We start from the raw sequence: 14,851 nt of genomic DNA on the forward strand, positions 1-14,851 counted from the left end.
ACTAGAAGCGAGTGTTTAACAATCCCGATGTGATGCCTCCACCGAAGGCATTTGACTTCGTATCAGGTGAAGATTCAAAGGGTCCAATAGCGTTGTTGTAGAAACACATGATCAGTGCATCAGCCTTGTCAGGTGATCTGAAGCCTCGCTTCTTGTAGTCGTCCTTGCTCTCAACAGCTCGACGTCCTTTCGAATCCATCTTCCATTGACGGCTTGATAGTTCCATGAGCAGATCGTCATCCAACTCAATGTGAATCGTGTCGATGATGCTGGCCAGGTAGAACCAGGCCTCGCTGATGAGGTTCGGGTACTTGTCGGGGTCGGAGGCCTTGGCCCCAAAGTTGATAGCCATGACGCGATATCCGCGGGCGATCATTTCGTCCGTCACTCCCCCACCAACGCCTGTGTCATCCACCTTGATCAGGACGGATTTGTCGTAGTCCAGGAACAGCTCGAGCTTGTCGCATACTTCGGTGGTTCGGAGCTTCGTGTAGGTCATGGTAGCCAAGTCCCGAAGACCCTTGCGCTTCTTGAAGACCGTGCGGTCCCCGCCCATGCGGGCCACGTCAACGCCAACTTCAAGAGCCCCCTCATCGTCAACCGTACGCTCCATGGAAGCCAGAATGGCTCCACGACTAATGATGGAGTTATCACCCTGTGCTACCGGCTCGCCCAGCCACACGTGGGCGTACAGATCTAGAGACGCCGCTTTGTCCGCTTCCATCTCCTCGCGAAGTTCAACAGGAAAAAGACCAGCACGATCCAATACGTCGTAGTTCACTTTGCGGACGTAGGTTCGGGCGCGCTCAGTCTTGCAGTAGCGGACGTAGACAGGGTCCAACTCGTTCATGCGGTTGAACGTGTAGATCAGCTGGCTGCCCGGCTTTCGCACTGTTGGCACCAAGAGCTTCAGACTGGACTCACTAATGCTTTGGGCTTCTTCGACCCAGGCAATGTCGATACCCTCAGTTGACTTGATCTCAGTGGAGTTGTGCCGCAGCCCTTTGAAGAAGAACTCGGTCCCCGTGAGCGTGTTCCGAATGGCCTTCTCGGTGATCTCGTAGTCCGTGAAGCCGTACTTGTTGATGATGTCGGACAATAGCTTGTGCACTGAGTCGGCGATGGTGTTCTGCAGCTCGCGGGTGCACAGGATACGCAGCTGCTTCTGCCGGCCACGCAGGATCAAAGCCAGAGCAACATGTTGGGATTTACCTGAGCCGCGGCCACCGTAGAAGACGATGTTGCGCCAGGATTCGTTGAAGAGCTCTCGAAACTCTTCGACGAACTTAATCGTTACTTTGTTCGGGTCCACCGCCTACGAACTCCACGACGGCCGTCGTCACTTGGCCGCTGTGCTCAATCTTTTGCTTGAGCTTCCCCTTTAGCTTGTACGCCATGTCTACGGCATTCGCGCGGGCCTTCTGATCCGGCGACCAGAACCAGACATGAATTGCCGACTCGCCGTGCTTTATCTTCCGCGGGGTCGACCCCACTGAGTTGAGTAGCTTCTTGATGTCCACTTCGTCCATACCAAGTGGAAACACCATGTGCTCAAGCTTCTGTGCGTTGAGAATCTTCTTGTGCGCTGACAGGAGCTTCTTGTCGGGCAAAGCCTTCTCTAAGAGCTCCTGCCAAGTGTCTGACCGAGTCAGGTTCTTAGGATTTTTGGCGGTAGCTTCAGAGTAACCAGCCTCACGCATCGCTGCGCTGACTGACTTTCCATGATTTTCAACGAAGAGTTGAACTGCTTTCTCTTGTCGCTTGGTTGACATATGTGTCTCTATTTATGCACAACGGACGAAAAAATAGAAGTGACGACAAAAGATTCAGTCGCGGCGCATAAACGACGAAAGCGCAACCCGATACTATCGGGTAGCGCTAGTAGGTCGCTCGATCTTACTCGTCGGAGTCGTAAATTTGCCAAATCCCAGTATCTTTTCCTAGAGGCGTAAAGACGACTCGTGCTGTGTGCGGATGGGTTGATAGGTTGGTGAATTTGATAGTTCTATATTCAATTGTCTTGCCATTTTGATCGACAAGCGTCTGAGGAGTGCCAATCTCCTGTATATCGCCATAGCGATCCTTAATAGGCCCTCGCTGTTGAGTGTTGTTGACAACATCGAGCGACTGTTTAAAGAGCATTGAAGTCTTACCGCTGGTTTCATAGAACATACCACTCATGGCTTTCTTTGCGGTGTCTTTGTTGAGTCGAAGATCGTCGGCTTGATTCGTAACACCCTGATTGTAAATCATTTGTGCCTCGAACTGGATCTGCTTCATGATTTCTTGAGGCGAATTGTCTTTTGCTGCAACATCTAGTGGGTTGTGCTCATATACATCACCATAGGACAGCGAAACGTTCCTTGCTTGCTCAAGCATGGATTTAATAAGCACCATGCGATCTACATGCGGTAAGGCAATGAACTTCTCGACACTCATGGCCTTGAGCTCATCAACCGAATAAGCCGAGGTAGAGCCTAATGAACTGCTTTGCGAAGGTGTAGCTGTCGGACTCGGAGACGCACTCGTCGGTGCTGGCGATGTTATGGGCAGCGTTGAGCCCGGAGGGCTGGCCGACGACTGTGCTGCGCACGACGACAGTGCAATTCCTATTGGCAAGAGAACTGCCAGAACGCGGCTTCGGCGGATAGACATGCTAATACTGCTCCCCATTTCAGTTTTCTGCATTTTGGAAACATGGTAACCGACAGACCGAACACGGTCGACGAATGTGAAGCGCATTTGCCGTTTCGTTTCCGGCGGAGCAATCGCACGAAGGGCGGAGTCCGGCGGCACTCGGCATGCAGGCCCACTAAACCTAATACCTGCAGCATGCTTAGCCCAGGATGCCGCAGTCGCCAAAAAGCTCTGGTCTGACGTTCAGCGTCCTTTGCAAACTTCCCGAGATCGACTAGTCACGAATCCAGGTGTGAGTTTCCTTGCCCGTTTGGGCATCGGTGTACGTCTCGTAGTAGCAGGTAGCGCGACCTTGTCCATCGACCGACTCTATTGTTTGTGACGGTTGGCCGGCATATGTCTGTAAGGGGCCAACAGCAACAACGTTCGCCCTCTTGACGACATTCTTTGAAAACAACGGAATCTTTAGTGTACCGCCAGGAATATCTTGGAGGTAGTGGTTCCAGATCGGATATGCATCCGAGTTGATGCCATTCCGCAAAACAGTTAAAAGCGCCTTCTTTCTCTCAGCCTCATCTTCAATGCTAAAGATGAAGCTAATGTTGAAACCCATGATTGTATCGATTTCCTGCGGAGTGTTCTTAAGTGATGTCCCAGGCAGCTTATCTCGTGGGTCCTTTGTGACGCTGTAATATTCATCCGCGAAGGCCGATAAGTCTCGTGACTGCCATGACCAGTAAGTAAGCTGCTCTTGTTTTGGCAATTTGGCAAACTCATCTGTTGTCATGTTCTTGTACTTTTCGAGTGAAGAAGGCATTACTTCAGAGCCCGGTTTTGCTACCGGCGCCACCGACGCCGCCGTATACGAGGGAGACTTTGAAGGCGTCGGAGAAGCCGTCGTCGTTTGAGCCAAGGACGAAGTAGGGCTAACCGACGCCGTCTGTGATCCTCCTGCACAAGCCGCTAGGGCAATCCCAATGGGTAGCATTGCTGCCAGGACACGGTTTCGACGGATAGACATGCTAGTTCTGCTCCCCAATCCAGCTTCCTGCATTTTGGTGACATAGTAACCGACAGGCTGAACACTGCCGTCGAATGTGAAGCTTGTTTTACTGCCCGCTTCTCGACCTGCGATCCACGAAGGGGGCAGAGACCCGGCACCGCGCATCTGAAACAATTACTCCACCCATTCGGGCTCTAGACACCCAAAGAACCTGTATGTACCCTTGCGCTTGCAAGCGATCGTTCAAATGATGGGGTACAACGTGGGCATTGACATTCCTCCGAATCTAGTCGGTCAGGCCGCCGCGGCTATCGTACGGCAGGCTGAAAAGGCTAACCAAACACCAACTACCCAACAGACCGATGCACGCCGGAAAGAAGAGAAGAAGGATGCCGGCAATCACCGGAATGTGAAATAGCAACGTTTGAGAGAGAAGTGCCAACGCTGAATCGGCACTTCTCTCTTTCGCAACCTAGTCCATGGGCTCAAAACGAGCAAACCGCCAGGCTAAAAGTTCACACTGCCTGTGCGCAATCGATTCAAAGGGGGAATCATGTCGGATAAGGCACGAATCACGGAACAGCTTCGCAGTCTCAAGGCCATTGTGGTTGAACAAGAGAAGGCCGAGAGAGAAGCGAAGACAGACCACGAGCGGTCGCAGCAGAAGAAGTTTCTGGAGCTCAATAGAAACGAAATTAGAAACCTGGAGACGGCACTGAGGAACGCGAAGAACTAGCGAGCCATGGCACCCCGTCCTGATCTAGCGCAATATGAGGCGTCCACTGCCGACTGGCCTCGACTTCTCGCCTTTGCGAAGCGGGTAGCCAGAGAAACAAAAGCCCAACCGTCGCAGCGCTATGAATCTGTCACTGTTAAGAAGATCCGTGAGGTTCCGTTAAAGAGGCTGTTTCGAACAGCGATCGTCAAGGAGTCCTATGACGTCGTTGAGCAACGTCCGTACGGCCCCGCATTTTGGACTCTAGAGCGCCGATATTGGACTAGGAAAGACACCACCCGAGACCTCATCGATGAGTCACACTCAAGAATTGAGTATCTATTACACTCTGACGGGTCTCTTGTCGTGTCATACGAATCGTGGGAGGAACACATTCTTACGCCGGGAGGCTGGTCTCGATTCCCGTCGACTTGGCGCGATCGGCCTTTCCAGGACGATGATCTTGCAATCTTCGACTTCGAGCATCAGTACCACCTGAGTCATGGGCGAACCTCTGTAGAAACCAACGCTAATCCCGACCGCAAGAAGCTCAAGCACCATGCCAAAGGGATTGGGCTGTCTTTGGCATTGAAGAAACTACTCGAAGGTCGGTAGCGGCTTAGTAGTCAAACGAAGTCCGCCCTTGCCGTGCAGGCTTATCCCCAACGATCTATGGCGGCGAAGATGCTATCGCGACTGCGCTTCCAAGCGGATACAACATCCCGATCTGTGACTGGAATCCTCATGACCGGTGGTAAGCCTGCAGCCGGAATAGATAGATCCCTCAATGCGTCGTAAAAGGCACGCTGTCTCCCCCGGCTTCTCGGGCCAAAGGTCGCGGTGTCCTTGCGTGCGAAGGCGAGATCAGCACGTAGGTGGTGCACTCGGCAAAGTTCACGATACTCATCGATGTCGAAACCAAGGTCGGAGCCCGAGGGGTAGCTTTCAAACGTCGTCAGCCGATGAGAAGTGAAGTGCTGAATCTCATCGATCTCGATGATCACACCTGATTCATTGTGTATCAGGTCGGTTCGTGGCCTGGATATTCTTTTAGCCAAACGCATCGCGTCGAGGTCAGCACCAAGGGCGACCGCGATGGCCATTACGGGATCATAGACACTGGAGGTCTCTTCAGCGAGCCCATACGGCCCTTTGGTACCAATCCACTCAAAGCTAACTCCCGGAGACAGGTAAAGACCGTCTTTCGCAGCCTCGACAGCGATGCCAACTTCGCACTCACAAGACACCTTGACTCCTACGTCCGCCACCCGTGGCCGAAACTGTGCGTTTCAAATTCTCGCTTCGGGATATTTATGGCAGTCTAAGGCAATGGGGCAGACAACAGACGAGCGGGTACCGGACGTCAGCATGGCGGGTATCCTGCACGCGATACCCCCACTTGATTCAGTCACCGGGCATCTGCCACCTGGTCGTTACAGAACCACACTCGGCCACATCCGGCATCGGTTCGTTGATCACTCTCAGTTCAGCGGTTCCACCACAAGACCAGAGATCTGGGATGGCTTCCTCAGCTACCTGACTGCTTGGGACGAAACATCAGCACCCTTTGGGCAACCGATCCTGCATACGCTCTGGGTAGCCGGCAGTTTCATTTCGGATGAACTGAACCCAGGAGATATTGACGTATCCCCCGTCTACGATGAGGGCAGAGTCAGCGACCTGGCCAGCACCCAGGGAATTGGCAAAGTGAAGGCCCTTGTTGGTCACCGCAAGAAACTGGTCGAGAAGTACAAAGTGGAGCCCTTCCCGATCCCCTGGCGAAGCCTTGAAACCACGCTCCTACCGACAACCCTGCTGGATCATGAACAGGACTATCTCGCGAAGCGTGGTGGCTTGGATGATTGGTGGCAGAGAGTCAGGCCAGCTGGTCCGAGAGCGGCGTCGCTGGCACCGGATGTTTCGTCTGCGCGTGGATATTTGGAGGTGACGTGGTGAGCGAGAGCGTTCGTAGTTACCTGGCGCAGCACGTCACTCGTGAAAAGACGGAAAGTGTTCGCGCCTTCCTATCTGAGCTGCCGGAGCCTGATGGCGATGTGTTTGAGGTGCTTGAGGAAGCCGAAGATGCCGCTGCTCGCAGAATGCAGCCTGATCTTCCTCCTTTCTCGTACTTAGTCATCAAGCTTTCCGGCGAGGCTGTTGCAAACGGTGGAGTTAATCACGACATCGCCAATGACCTTCTTGGGCCAATCGGCGCAGAGATACAAGCCGCCGCTGATCGACCCGCTCAATCCGAGATGACTTTGGTGCGCATTACCCGAGGCAGCCTGGTGCTCCATTACAAACCGAAGCTACCCCTCGCACCTTCCACTGAGGGACAAGTTGAAGTTGATGTCTCACCTGTTGACCAGGCTGTGCGCGACACTTTCGACCTCCACAACATGCTGGAGCAAGGAGCTTTGGCGTCTGTTATTGCCAGCCGCTTCGGAGACAACAAGCGTCTACTGAAGACTGCTCGAAAGCTGACAGAGGCGCTCGATAAGCACGACCTAAACATGAGCGGGAAATGGCGTTCACCCACAGGTGGACGAGTGCAGTCGAACCTGACTGAGCGAGGTCGCACCTATGCAAAAGGCCTATTCCAGCAGATAGACAAGCCAAAAGAAACCATCGTGACAGGCAGAATCACCGGCCTCGATCTCGATGGCATCGTGACCGTTCAGCAGGTCCGTAACCGCAAGCGCAAAGTGCATTTGGAAGATCCGGCAGACATCACCGGAAGCGGATTCGTCTTGGGTGCGGAAGTCAGCCTGCGGGTTGAAGTCGTTGAGGCTCAAGATCAAGTTGGTCTTAGTGGCCGCGAGCATCTGAAGTACATAGAGCATGTCCACCAAGGCGTGCTCGACTTCCCCGACGAAGCTACGGACTGAACAAACCCCCCACGTCCAACAGAACGAGGGGGTTTGTTTTGCCTTGAATCTCGACGGAAATCAGACGGTTGCTAGGTACTCCCAAAACCGCCGTACAAAGCGTTCAAAGCTAGTGTCATCGGACATGTTTGAATATTCTCCCCAAGCCGTCCCGTCGTCTTTAGGAGTAGCGATTACTGCTGCGGACGAGTAGAAGTCTTCCTCCTCCAACTGCCGGCAAAAGATCTCGTACCTATCGAGGTAGCTTGCACCGGCAAACTCCTTCATCGGGTCAAAGTGAGGAGCGCTCATCCTGACTGGACTGCGAGATCCGTATGCGTCCTCTACCAAAATGCACCAACCGAGATACGGCATCCTGTGGGATTCGCCGTAGACGCCCCTCTTCACGGCAGTACGGATGTCGATCGAAGAGCCCATGGCTTCTTCGTTCCGGTTATTGAAGTTGTTACCGAAGGACGGTCCGACATGGCTCTTGAACTCAAAGACGGCCAGTAGTTCGCCGTGCCTGGTCAGCACGAGATCCCAGTCCTTCACGGGTCGCAAATACCCCGGCAGAGTGACATACCTCTTCTCGATGCCGGCAACGAGTCCTTCGATCCTTGCCTCGGCAATCAAATCAGCAATGATCTGCACGAAGCCGTCGAGGTTCTTGCCGGCGGTAGCGCCCGCACGACCGCCGCGGTCCCCGGCTGCACCCTTGGCTTCTGCTCGCCCCCTGGTCTCCCAGAAGAGCTGTACTGCCTGCTTGGTGAGCTTGTCTATATCCCCAGTATTTAGATGCACCCACGCAGTCTGCTAGATGACGGCCTTTAAGTCACTTTCCGACACGTCATAAATTCGCGCCAACAAGTCGACTGTCAGTTTCGCCCCGGTTTCGCCAGCTTTAATCATGATTTCTTGATCGTCTGGTGTGATGGCGTTCCATTCGGGCAACCTGATTCGTTTGAGATTCTGTGCTTGAAAGCGCAGATAACCTCCACCGATCTTGACGGAATAGGCCTTCACGAAAAGGTGAGCGATGCCCGAGCGGAGAAGCGCCTGCAAAGCGCGCAGGTTCCACTCTTTTGAAGTGATGTAGTAAAGGTTGTGGTGTGGGTACAGCTTGCCCTCGTCATAGCCGATGGCGTCTCCGTTGCCCTTGATATCCGGGATCAGAAGCTTCCGCTCGAACGTCAGACTCGGCGTAATGCGGTCGATCGTCTTGTACCACTTCGACGGGTTGGCCTTGGCAGTGTGGCGCTTCAACAGAACCTCACGATGGGCATTGATTAGCGCGGCTAGCTTTGGGTGTTCGTCCAGATCAACCAGCGCGGCCTTAGTGGTGTCTGCCCAGGGATTCAGAACTCCCTTACCCGTCCAGTTGACCTCACCGTGGTTGAGATCCCTGTTCGTAGCAAGAGGCAAAAGCCGGCCAGGTTCGACGTCGGTCTTGGCATAGTCGACGATGAAGGCAGCGTCAGCTCCGGTCGCAACGCCTATACCTACACGGCATCCAACTTCCTGAATCGTCTTGAAGTGCTTCTCCATGTGATGGAGAACCTTCAGCTCGTCGCCAATGCCTAGCAGCCAGGGAGACTCGCCCTTAGTAGCCCGATCAATCACTCGAACGGCCGCGTTTTCTAGCTGCAGCTTCTTGTCGGTCAGAGACGCCTTTAGTTCGGTCAGGTACTCTCTGCTTGCGGCCTCGGCCTTAGCTACGACCGTCGGACCACGCTTGGCTCGCTCTAGAACGGTGATCGAGGTGTACGCACCAACGTTGATGTCGAACGCATCGACGCCGTACATATCGACGTAGTACTGCAGGTGGTAATGAGCATCGACAAGGGCACGAAGGGCGCGTCCATAGTCATTGCGAGTCCAGGCGTCTGAGCAGATGAAACTGAACTTGCCGCCCTCAGCGAGCAGCCCCAGGGACTTCTGAATGAAAGGGACGTAGAGATCAGCACGGCCGATCATTGTCGAGAAAGCCTGCCGATACTGGGCAAGCATCACTGGATCAACGAGCTCCTGGCGCACATAGGGAGGGTTGCCAATGACGTAATTGAACCGTTCATCAAACTCCGCCCAGAGGAAGTCAGCTTGGACTATCCAGGTCTCGGCGAGCTCGTGGGCTTCAGACCTTGCAAAACCACGCTCGACGAGTCGATCCTCAAGCGTCTGCCGGAAGCCCTTGAAGGTAGCTTCATCCAACTCAACGGCGCGAATTGCTGACAGCAGCTCTCGATAGTCGGTTCCGCCATTCTGTCGCCAAGCGATAAGCACGCGCTCAATCGCAGAGGTGACAAACCGGCCATCCCCGAATGATGGTTCGAGCAGGCGCTGCTGGTGGAGCGGCTTGTCCGTGGTGTAGCCGATGAGGTCAAGCATGAAGTCGACGACTTCTTGACGGGTTGGGACCGCGCCGCGGCTCTTCTCCTCGTGCCCGTACACCTGCTCGACCAGCGTACGTTCCGGCAAACCTAGCTCTGTTTCGTTGAGCAAAGAAGTCATTGAGGGGAGCCGATCTTTCGGTTGGGGACGGTCGACAGCACAAGGAGCCTCACCCGTGGTGAACGTAGGTGTCTAGTTTAGTCGATGAGGCACCGGCACCTGGCGGTGCTCTAGTGCTACATTCCGGCGACGCCCTGCTGCATCATCGCGTTCAAGGCATCAACGCCGCCTTGAACGGTTCCGGTGGCGGCCAGCTCCATCAGTTTCAGCAGGAGTGCCCTTACTTTGCCAGTTTGGGGAGCCTGTGACTGGATCTCTTTGTCCACCTGACCCGCGACAGCCACCGCTTCAGCCGCTACTTCTTCAGTAACACCGATAACCGCTGGATTCAGCATGGCCCGGACAGAACCGAGAATGCGCTCGGCCTGCTCAATCTGGCCCTGGGTCAACGTGTTGGACTGTGTGACGTTTGAGCTAGCAACCGCGACGTTAACCCCCTGCGATCCGGAGATGTTCACCTTGTTCACGGTCACTCCTGCCGACGAAAGTATGTCGTTTACTGAGTTGCCTGTTTCAACGAGTCGGATGCCCTCGGTCGTAATCCGTGGCCTCAGGACTTCAGCTCCCCAAGTACGTTGCCCCGTCATGTACTGCTGATCAACGAGCCACTCGCCAGCCCTCTCAAGCTCAACGACGGTGTATGGCTCACCTAGGAAGTTGGCGTTTTGGCTCGCCAGAAAATCGCCGAGAGCCTGCACACCGTTGGTGGTTAGGTGCATGTCATAAAGCCAGTTCAAGACTGCGTCACGGATCTCCTGAGCGCGACGCCGAGGGTTCGTCCGCAGTTGCCGGAACTCATGAGCTGCATCAAGACCAGCTTGTTCGATGAACGCGGTGTTGATGCCGGCCAAGGACCGGAAGTAGTTCACCATGCCCAGAGACTTCAGGGCATCCAAGTCGCTGTCGATGGCAGCAGATTCAATTCCCCACCGTTCGCCGTCCTCGCGGAGTAGATCAAGCGATACTTGGTGGTCGTTGTCCAAAGGCTCCTGTTCCGTTAGTGCTTGGATAAGGCGAAGTTGCCTCTGGCCGACGCGAGTTTGAGCGAGTGATTCAACAGTCAACAACGGTTCCCCCTAGGACTTGAACGTGATGCCCTTACCCTAGTCGGAAGATCAGCCATGATAGGGCAGAAACTGGGCCCAGACTGATACGATGCCGCGGTTGCCCCGCTCAGACTTGAGGTTAGATGCTCGCTCAAATACTTCCCGGTTTCCGTGATTTCAGGACACCACTGATCACAGGTGCTCTGTGGCTTACGGCGCTTTGGGTCTTCCTAGGCACCCCTGTTCCCAAGAAGGACGATAGGGAAGGAATATTCGGGCTCCTCAATCAGATATCGGAGTACTTGTCACCTGCGTTGGTTCTGGGCGTTCTCAGCTTTTCGGCGTATCTATTGGGCGTTTTGTTAATGCCGAACCTCCAGCGCAAGCTCCGACGAGGTGCGGTCCGCATCCACTGGACACTGACTCAAATAAGCAAGTACTACAGCAAGCGCAAGAACAAGACGATCAGACGCCTCATGCGAAAGGCCGATCTCCACTTCAAGCAACCTGAGTACGCATTGCCAGGGGGCCACACCTCAAAAAGCGCCGAACTACTCGACGCCCTCGCAACTGATGCCGTCTACACGGCAGGCAAGCTGGGCCTGGATCTCGTTCCGCTCAAGAAGCACTACGACTGGCTGGCTCCAGAAGAAGAGCGTGACACCGACAGCGAGAAGCTCGCCGACTTCGTGAAGAGGGACCTCATGGAAGAAGCGGCCACCATCGCCGCAGCTCTCCAAGCAGGTAGTGAGCGCGTCTTCAACAACTACGACCGCGCGCGGTCAGAGGCCGAGTTCCGGTTCAGCGTTCACATGCCAGTCTTTTTCATTGCTGCCGGTATCGCTTGGAACCTGTGGAACCACGACACCGCACTAGCCGTCGTAGCCGTCACGGCCGGCGTCATCGTGAGCGGAATGCTCTTTGTAAAAGGAATCCACAAGATGAACGAAGCGACGGAGATCGGTTCTGAAGCTATCAAAGCGGCCGTCGTCCCGAGCAAGGCGTTGGACCGCGTGCCCGGCTGGAACAAGAACAACGAAAAGACCAAGGCCAAACCTGCAAGGGCATGAAGCAGGGACAGAGCCCCCGGACTCGAACGACGGCGCGATTTGTCGAACTGTCACCCGTAGTAGTTGTAGTAGCTGCAGTGCAATATGCTCGGTCTTGGCCCGTCGGCACGTGCCCCCAATCGCTGTCGGCGGGCCTCTTGCATGTTGAGTGTCGGACGCAGCTGCCACACTTTCCTTATGAGTGGCCTCAACGAAAGCGACGGCAACATCCCGCAGCCAGTGTCCGTCGAGGCTGATCTGATCGACCTGGCTCATGTGACCCACCCTAAGAAGTCCATTCCTATCTGGGTGCGCGTCGCAGTTGATGACGGTAGCGAGCGCACAGAGTCAGGCTTTGCGCTTGGGTGGACAAAGACACACGTCTTAGTACAGGTGCAATGGCCTGCCGAGTACTACAAGGGAGCTCGTGAGTTCTGGGTTGACGCGGAGCGTGTAAAGCGGCGTGTTTTAAAGAGCAAGTAGTGCACGTGAGCGCCGAGTAATTCGACGTCTTATCCCGCGTAGCTGGCTCTCTAGTATTTCGAAGGGCTCAAGGCCTTAATCGCTGCCATGGGTAGGATCAAAAGTGCCATCGAGCTACTCGACGGCTGGTCAGAGGGGGAAAAGCCCACCACTGATGATGCGCGACACATGATCGGCGCATGGGCTTCCAAGGCCATGCTTGGATTCATTGTCTTCGAGTGGGTGGTTCAGCTCGCTTGGCAGAGCTATGGCTCAAGTCACTATAACTATTTCTCAAACTACGTAAGCGATCTCGGTGCGACGACTTGCGGCTACCAGAATCTCGATAAGCCCGGTGAACGCTGGGTTTGCTCACCATCATTTGTCGCTATCGACCTTGCACTTGTCTTCATCGGTATCAGCGTGGTCGTCGCCGCCTGCCTGATCACGTCGCCCGTCCTGTGGATAGCTGCACATCCAGGCGACCTGTATAGCGAATACCAGGGATGGCGACGGAAACCTCCAGACAAGGACGCAGAAACGAACGCTAAAACAAACGCCAAAGCGCCAGTGGGCCCAGGTATGTTTGCTCGCGTCATGACCATCACAGTCAGAGTTGTTATGGCAGTGACTGGTCTAGCCATCGCGACCATTGGCGCGATCCCAGAAGACTTCAACCCACTGCTGCACGACACCGCCGTCAGAGTACTCCTCGTCGGCATATGCGTCACGCTGGTCTCGATAGGCATTTTGTGGTTCAAGCGCACTAACTGGGCGCTTTTCTTTATCTTCTTAACTGTCGTTTCGGCTGCCTCAGGCATAACAATGGGTGCAACCAATGGCGCCTCTGGGCTCTCCGGTTTGTGGGAGCGTGGAGTTATCTACTCCTTCATCGTCGGCCTCGCGACCATCGGATTCATGGTCACCGTTGGAGCACGCCAGGAACGTCGCGGTAAGAGTGACAAGAGAAGACAAAATCCATGGGTGGTTCGCAAACTGGGAATTCGACCAATCGCCCCTCGCGCCACGGTACTGCCAGACGGTTTAAGACCTGGCCCCAAGCAGTTCAGGAGTCTCATGGATGTTGCCGATGAGTTCTATATCTAGGTGTGAGTCATTCAGACCATCGTTGTCTTTGTTCTTCAGTTCTGGATCGCGCTCCCAAGCGGCTACAAAGCCATGGTTGTGCCACTTCACCTCATAGCGATCCCATCTTTCCTCCGGGTCGTAGTCGCTAGGTCGGTGTTCTAGGATATCCCCTTCGTAGATCTCCGCGCCGTTCTTGTCCTTGACGCCGGTGAGCTGTCCGATAGTCCCCTTTACAAAAGGGATAATGCTCGCGCCTTGCCCCCGGCCTGGAAGGTAAGCGAACTCACCCACGAAGTTGAACATAACCTCCGGTGAGGTGTAGACCCATGAACCATCGAGCGTCTGTGCTCTAAACTTGATCTCTCTCATATCACCTCCTTTTTATTGGTTCGGAGCAGCGCCCTCGCAGTGGCGCTGCTCTAGTTGATTACCACCAGTGCCCCACGTCCCGTCCGTTGATAGGGACGCGAGCTAGCCAGTGTGCTTTCGCTGCTACCCAGCTGCCGTATCTCGATGCTGCGTAGCGATCCCAATACGAGTCCTGGCAAGCTCGGTCCGTCTGCCAGTTCGGGCACTCAACCACGAGCCGGCCATTGCAGTCCTGCCCGAGTCCTCTACAGCCTGAGCTATTCTCAGCATCCAGGCGGTTGGTGCTCTCCTTGAAGTAGATGAAGGCTTTAGCTTCCGCTTCTACATCAGCCGGCACTTGCTCTGTGGGCTCTTTTCGCACGCTCTGGGGCATCTCTACGGCTTGAGCTGGTTCATTGGTCGTCTTGGCAACTTCGATGTTGCTGACGGGCATTAGGTGCTCCGCGTTGGTCTGAGTAGCGTCCGCGGATTTCGCTACTTGGCTTCTTTTGACACCATCTGGATGTCCTGGTGCACATCAGCTCGTGCTTGGTTATGGATGTTGGTGTACGCGAACCAGTTAGCGACGGTTACCACAACGATCGTTGCGGAGATGGCCAGAGCGATGGACAGCTTCATGACTGTCTTGCTAACCATGTTTTCGTTGATGTCCTGTTGTCGTACGTGTTGTTCTGTTGTTTTCACGTCTTTGTGTTCCTTGCCCAAGAGGGCGCTATTTTGTTTGTCTTCGGCTCAATGGGCCGCTTCCGTCCAGGTAAGGGTGGGCATCACCATGGACGGAAGTGGACTATCGAACTGTTGAAGGTAGATGAGAGGACACACGTCAGCCTTGAACCTAGTGCCATACATTGGAGAACACCGGAACAAGTTCCTGCTACGTTCGGCGGCTTACAGGGGGTTCCGCGCCCATGACCTCACAACTAGCTTCAATGTTGTGCAGGAGCATGGCCGTACCGGTAGTTGTAAATAAACTCGCAATTGAATGCTCTAATTTATAAGACGATACGGTCAGTTGAACATATAAGGCAGGGATACGAGCCCGCGGCGAATCAGTCTTATCGCATATCCAACTGCAATCCGACACGTCTAGTTGGTGTGGACGG

At 54.6% G+C, this 14,851-nt stretch carries 18 protein-coding genes; 7 read left to right on the forward strand and 11 right to left on the reverse strand.

Going from position 1 to position 14,851, the window contains the following annotated elements; genetic code table 11:
* Position 1 precedes the first annotated feature (1 nt).
* The 5 genes from ACSKT0_RS15710 to ACSKT0_RS15730 all read right to left on the reverse strand — a co-directional run bounded on the left by ACSKT0_RS15710 (position 2) and on the right by ACSKT0_RS15730 (position 3,424).
* Positions 2-1,312, reverse strand: coding sequence for a PBSX family phage terminase large subunit (locus ACSKT0_RS15710; protein WP_437770628.1), 1,311 nt, complete (start codon positions 1,310-1,312; stop codon positions 2-4).
* On the reverse strand, positions 1,287-1,772 hold the full coding sequence (locus tag ACSKT0_RS15715) for a hypothetical protein (RefSeq protein WP_437770629.1): 486 nt from the start codon (positions 1,770-1,772) through the stop codon (positions 1,287-1,289). Before ACSKT0_RS15715 ends, ACSKT0_RS15710 begins: the two co-directional genes overlap by 26 nt.
* A gap of 124 nt (positions 1,773-1,896) precedes the next feature.
* The gene (locus tag ACSKT0_RS15720) at positions 1,897-2,439 is read right to left on the reverse strand and encodes a hypothetical protein (protein WP_437770630.1); all 543 of its coding nucleotides are present in this window, start codon (positions 2,437-2,439) and stop codon (positions 1,897-1,899) included.
* A 13-nt stretch (positions 2,440-2,452) separates the two neighbouring features.
* Positions 2,453-2,593, reverse strand: a complete 141-nt coding sequence (locus ACSKT0_RS15725; RefSeq protein WP_437770631.1) for a hypothetical protein — start codon at positions 2,591-2,593, stop codon at positions 2,453-2,455.
* Between the two features lie 318 nt (positions 2,594-2,911).
* Positions 2,912-3,424 (reverse strand): hypothetical protein, encoded by a 513-nt coding sequence (locus ACSKT0_RS15730; RefSeq protein WP_437770632.1) that lies wholly within the window; start codon positions 3,422-3,424, stop codon positions 2,912-2,914.
* Between ACSKT0_RS15730 and ACSKT0_RS15735 the strand changes: the two genes are divergently transcribed.
* Both ACSKT0_RS15735 and ACSKT0_RS15740 read left to right on the forward strand, forming a co-directional pair.
* Positions 3,423-3,545, forward strand: a complete 123-nt coding sequence (locus ACSKT0_RS15735; protein WP_437770633.1) for a hypothetical protein — start codon at positions 3,423-3,425, stop codon at positions 3,543-3,545. The two genes, ACSKT0_RS15730 and ACSKT0_RS15735, sit on opposite strands and share 2 nt — an antisense overlap.
* 648 nt (positions 3,546-4,193) lie before the next feature.
* Positions 4,194-4,376 carry a hypothetical protein gene (locus ACSKT0_RS15740; RefSeq protein ID WP_437770634.1) on the forward strand — a complete coding sequence of 61 codons (183 nt, stop codon included), beginning with the start codon at positions 4,194-4,196 and terminating at the stop codon, positions 4,374-4,376.
* Positions 4,377-5,011: 635 nt separating this feature from the next.
* Here ACSKT0_RS15740 and ACSKT0_RS15745 read toward each other — a convergent pair.
* Complete coding sequence (locus tag ACSKT0_RS15745) at positions 5,012-5,458, reverse strand: DUF7255 family protein (protein ID WP_437770635.1); 447 nt, start codon at positions 5,456-5,458, stop codon at positions 5,012-5,014.
* A gap of 226 nt (positions 5,459-5,684) precedes the next feature.
* Between ACSKT0_RS15745 and ACSKT0_RS15750 the strand changes: the two genes are divergently transcribed.
* Both ACSKT0_RS15750 and ACSKT0_RS15755 read left to right on the forward strand, forming a co-directional pair.
* Positions 5,685-6,311: a DUF6932 family protein gene (locus tag ACSKT0_RS15750; protein ID WP_437770636.1), complete on the forward strand. Its 627-nt coding sequence runs from the start codon at positions 5,685-5,687 to the stop codon at positions 6,309-6,311.
* Positions 6,308-7,243 carry a hypothetical protein gene (locus ACSKT0_RS15755; protein ID WP_437770637.1) on the forward strand — a complete coding sequence of 312 codons (936 nt, stop codon included), beginning with the start codon at positions 6,308-6,310 and terminating at the stop codon, positions 7,241-7,243. The genes ACSKT0_RS15750 and ACSKT0_RS15755 overlap by 4 nt, the downstream gene beginning before the upstream one ends.
* Positions 7,244-7,303: 60 nt before the next feature.
* Here the strand turns inward: ACSKT0_RS15755 and ACSKT0_RS15760 are convergent, their stop codons facing one another.
* From ACSKT0_RS15760 to ACSKT0_RS15770, 3 genes are all read right to left on the reverse strand, one after another.
* Entirely contained in the window at positions 7,304-8,026 is a 723-nt protein-coding gene (locus tag ACSKT0_RS15760) for a PaeR7I family type II restriction endonuclease (RefSeq protein ID WP_437770638.1), read from the reverse strand.
* A gap of 12 nt (positions 8,027-8,038) precedes the next feature.
* Positions 8,039-9,733, reverse strand: coding sequence for an Eco57I restriction-modification methylase domain-containing protein (locus tag ACSKT0_RS15765; protein WP_437770639.1), 1,695 nt, complete (start codon positions 9,731-9,733; stop codon positions 8,039-8,041).
* 116 nt (positions 9,734-9,849) lie between these two features.
* Positions 9,850-10,797 carry a hypothetical protein gene (locus ACSKT0_RS15770; RefSeq protein WP_437770640.1) on the reverse strand — a complete coding sequence of 316 codons (948 nt, stop codon included), beginning with the start codon at positions 10,795-10,797 and terminating at the stop codon, positions 9,850-9,852.
* A 125-nt stretch (positions 10,798-10,922) separates the two neighbouring features.
* On the opposite strand from ACSKT0_RS15770, the gene ACSKT0_RS15775 reads away from it, so the two are divergent.
* From ACSKT0_RS15775 to ACSKT0_RS15785, 3 genes are all read left to right on the forward strand, one after another.
* On the forward strand, positions 10,923-11,849 hold the full coding sequence (locus ACSKT0_RS15775) for a hypothetical protein (RefSeq protein ID WP_437770641.1): 927 nt from the start codon (positions 10,923-10,925) through the stop codon (positions 11,847-11,849).
* 177 nt (positions 11,850-12,026) lie between these two features.
* Positions 12,027-12,311, forward strand: a complete 285-nt coding sequence (locus tag ACSKT0_RS15780) for a hypothetical protein (protein WP_437770642.1) — start codon at positions 12,027-12,029, stop codon at positions 12,309-12,311.
* 87 nt (positions 12,312-12,398) lie between these two features.
* Complete coding sequence (locus tag ACSKT0_RS15785) at positions 12,399-13,397, forward strand: hypothetical protein (RefSeq protein WP_437770643.1); 999 nt, start codon at positions 12,399-12,401, stop codon at positions 13,395-13,397.
* Here the strand turns inward: ACSKT0_RS15785 and ACSKT0_RS15790 are convergent.
* Together ACSKT0_RS15790 and ACSKT0_RS15795 are read right to left on the reverse strand one after the other, a co-directional pair.
* The gene (locus tag ACSKT0_RS15790; RefSeq protein WP_437770644.1) at positions 13,335-13,748 is read right to left on the reverse strand and encodes a YopX family protein; all 414 of its coding nucleotides are present in this window, start codon (positions 13,746-13,748) and stop codon (positions 13,335-13,337) included. The genes ACSKT0_RS15785 and ACSKT0_RS15790 overlap by 63 nt on opposite strands.
* Positions 13,749-14,222: 474 nt before the next feature.
* Entirely contained in the window at positions 14,223-14,384 is a 162-nt protein-coding gene (locus ACSKT0_RS15795) for a hypothetical protein (RefSeq protein ID WP_437770645.1), read from the reverse strand.
* Between the last annotated feature and the right edge of the window lie 467 nt (positions 14,385-14,851).

This window comes from Arthrobacter sp. KNU40 (assembly GCF_051515115.1).
Lineage (GTDB): Bacteria > Actinomycetota > Actinomycetes > Actinomycetales > Micrococcaceae > Arthrobacter.

What these genes read in the sequence shown, in the direction of transcription:
- ACSKT0_RS15715 (WP_437770629.1), bottom strand. Translation starts at nt 1,772, where the DNA reads ATGTCAACCAAGCGACAAGAGAAAGCAGTTCAACTCTTCGTTGAAAAT.
- ACSKT0_RS15720 (WP_437770630.1), bottom strand. Translation starts at nt 2,439, where the DNA reads ATGAGTGTCGAGAAGTTCATTGCCTTACCGCATGTAGATCGCATGGTG.
- ACSKT0_RS15735 (WP_437770633.1), top strand. Translation starts at nt 3,423, where the DNA reads ATGTTCTTGTACTTTTCGAGTGAAGAAGGCATTACTTCAGAGCCCGGT.
- ACSKT0_RS15730 (WP_437770632.1), bottom strand. Translation starts at nt 3,424, where the DNA reads ATGACAACAGATGAGTTTGCCAAATTGCCAAAACAAGAGCAGCTTACT.
- ACSKT0_RS15740 (WP_437770634.1), top strand. Translation starts at nt 4,194, where the DNA reads ATGTCGGATAAGGCACGAATCACGGAACAGCTTCGCAGTCTCAAGGCC.
- ACSKT0_RS15745 (WP_437770635.1), bottom strand. Translation starts at nt 5,458, where the DNA reads ATGGCCATCGCGGTCGCCCTTGGTGCTGACCTCGACGCGATGCGTTTG.
- ACSKT0_RS15750 (WP_437770636.1), top strand. Translation starts at nt 5,685, where the DNA reads ATGGGGCAGACAACAGACGAGCGGGTACCGGACGTCAGCATGGCGGGT.
- ACSKT0_RS15765 (WP_437770639.1), bottom strand. Translation starts at nt 9,733, where the DNA reads ATGACTTCTTTGCTCAACGAAACAGAGCTAGGTTTGCCGGAACGTACG.
- ACSKT0_RS15775 (WP_437770641.1), top strand. Translation starts at nt 10,923, where the DNA reads ATGCTCGCTCAAATACTTCCCGGTTTCCGTGATTTCAGGACACCACTG.
- ACSKT0_RS15780 (WP_437770642.1), top strand. Translation starts at nt 12,027, where the DNA reads ATGAGTGGCCTCAACGAAAGCGACGGCAACATCCCGCAGCCAGTGTCC.
- ACSKT0_RS15785 (WP_437770643.1), top strand. Translation starts at nt 12,399, where the DNA reads ATGGGTAGGATCAAAAGTGCCATCGAGCTACTCGACGGCTGGTCAGAG.
- ACSKT0_RS15790 (WP_437770644.1), bottom strand. Translation starts at nt 13,748, where the DNA reads ATGAGAGAGATCAAGTTTAGAGCACAGACGCTCGATGGTTCATGGGTC.
- ACSKT0_RS15795 (WP_437770645.1), bottom strand. Translation starts at nt 14,384, where the DNA reads ATGGTTAGCAAGACAGTCATGAAGCTGTCCATCGCTCTGGCCATCTCC.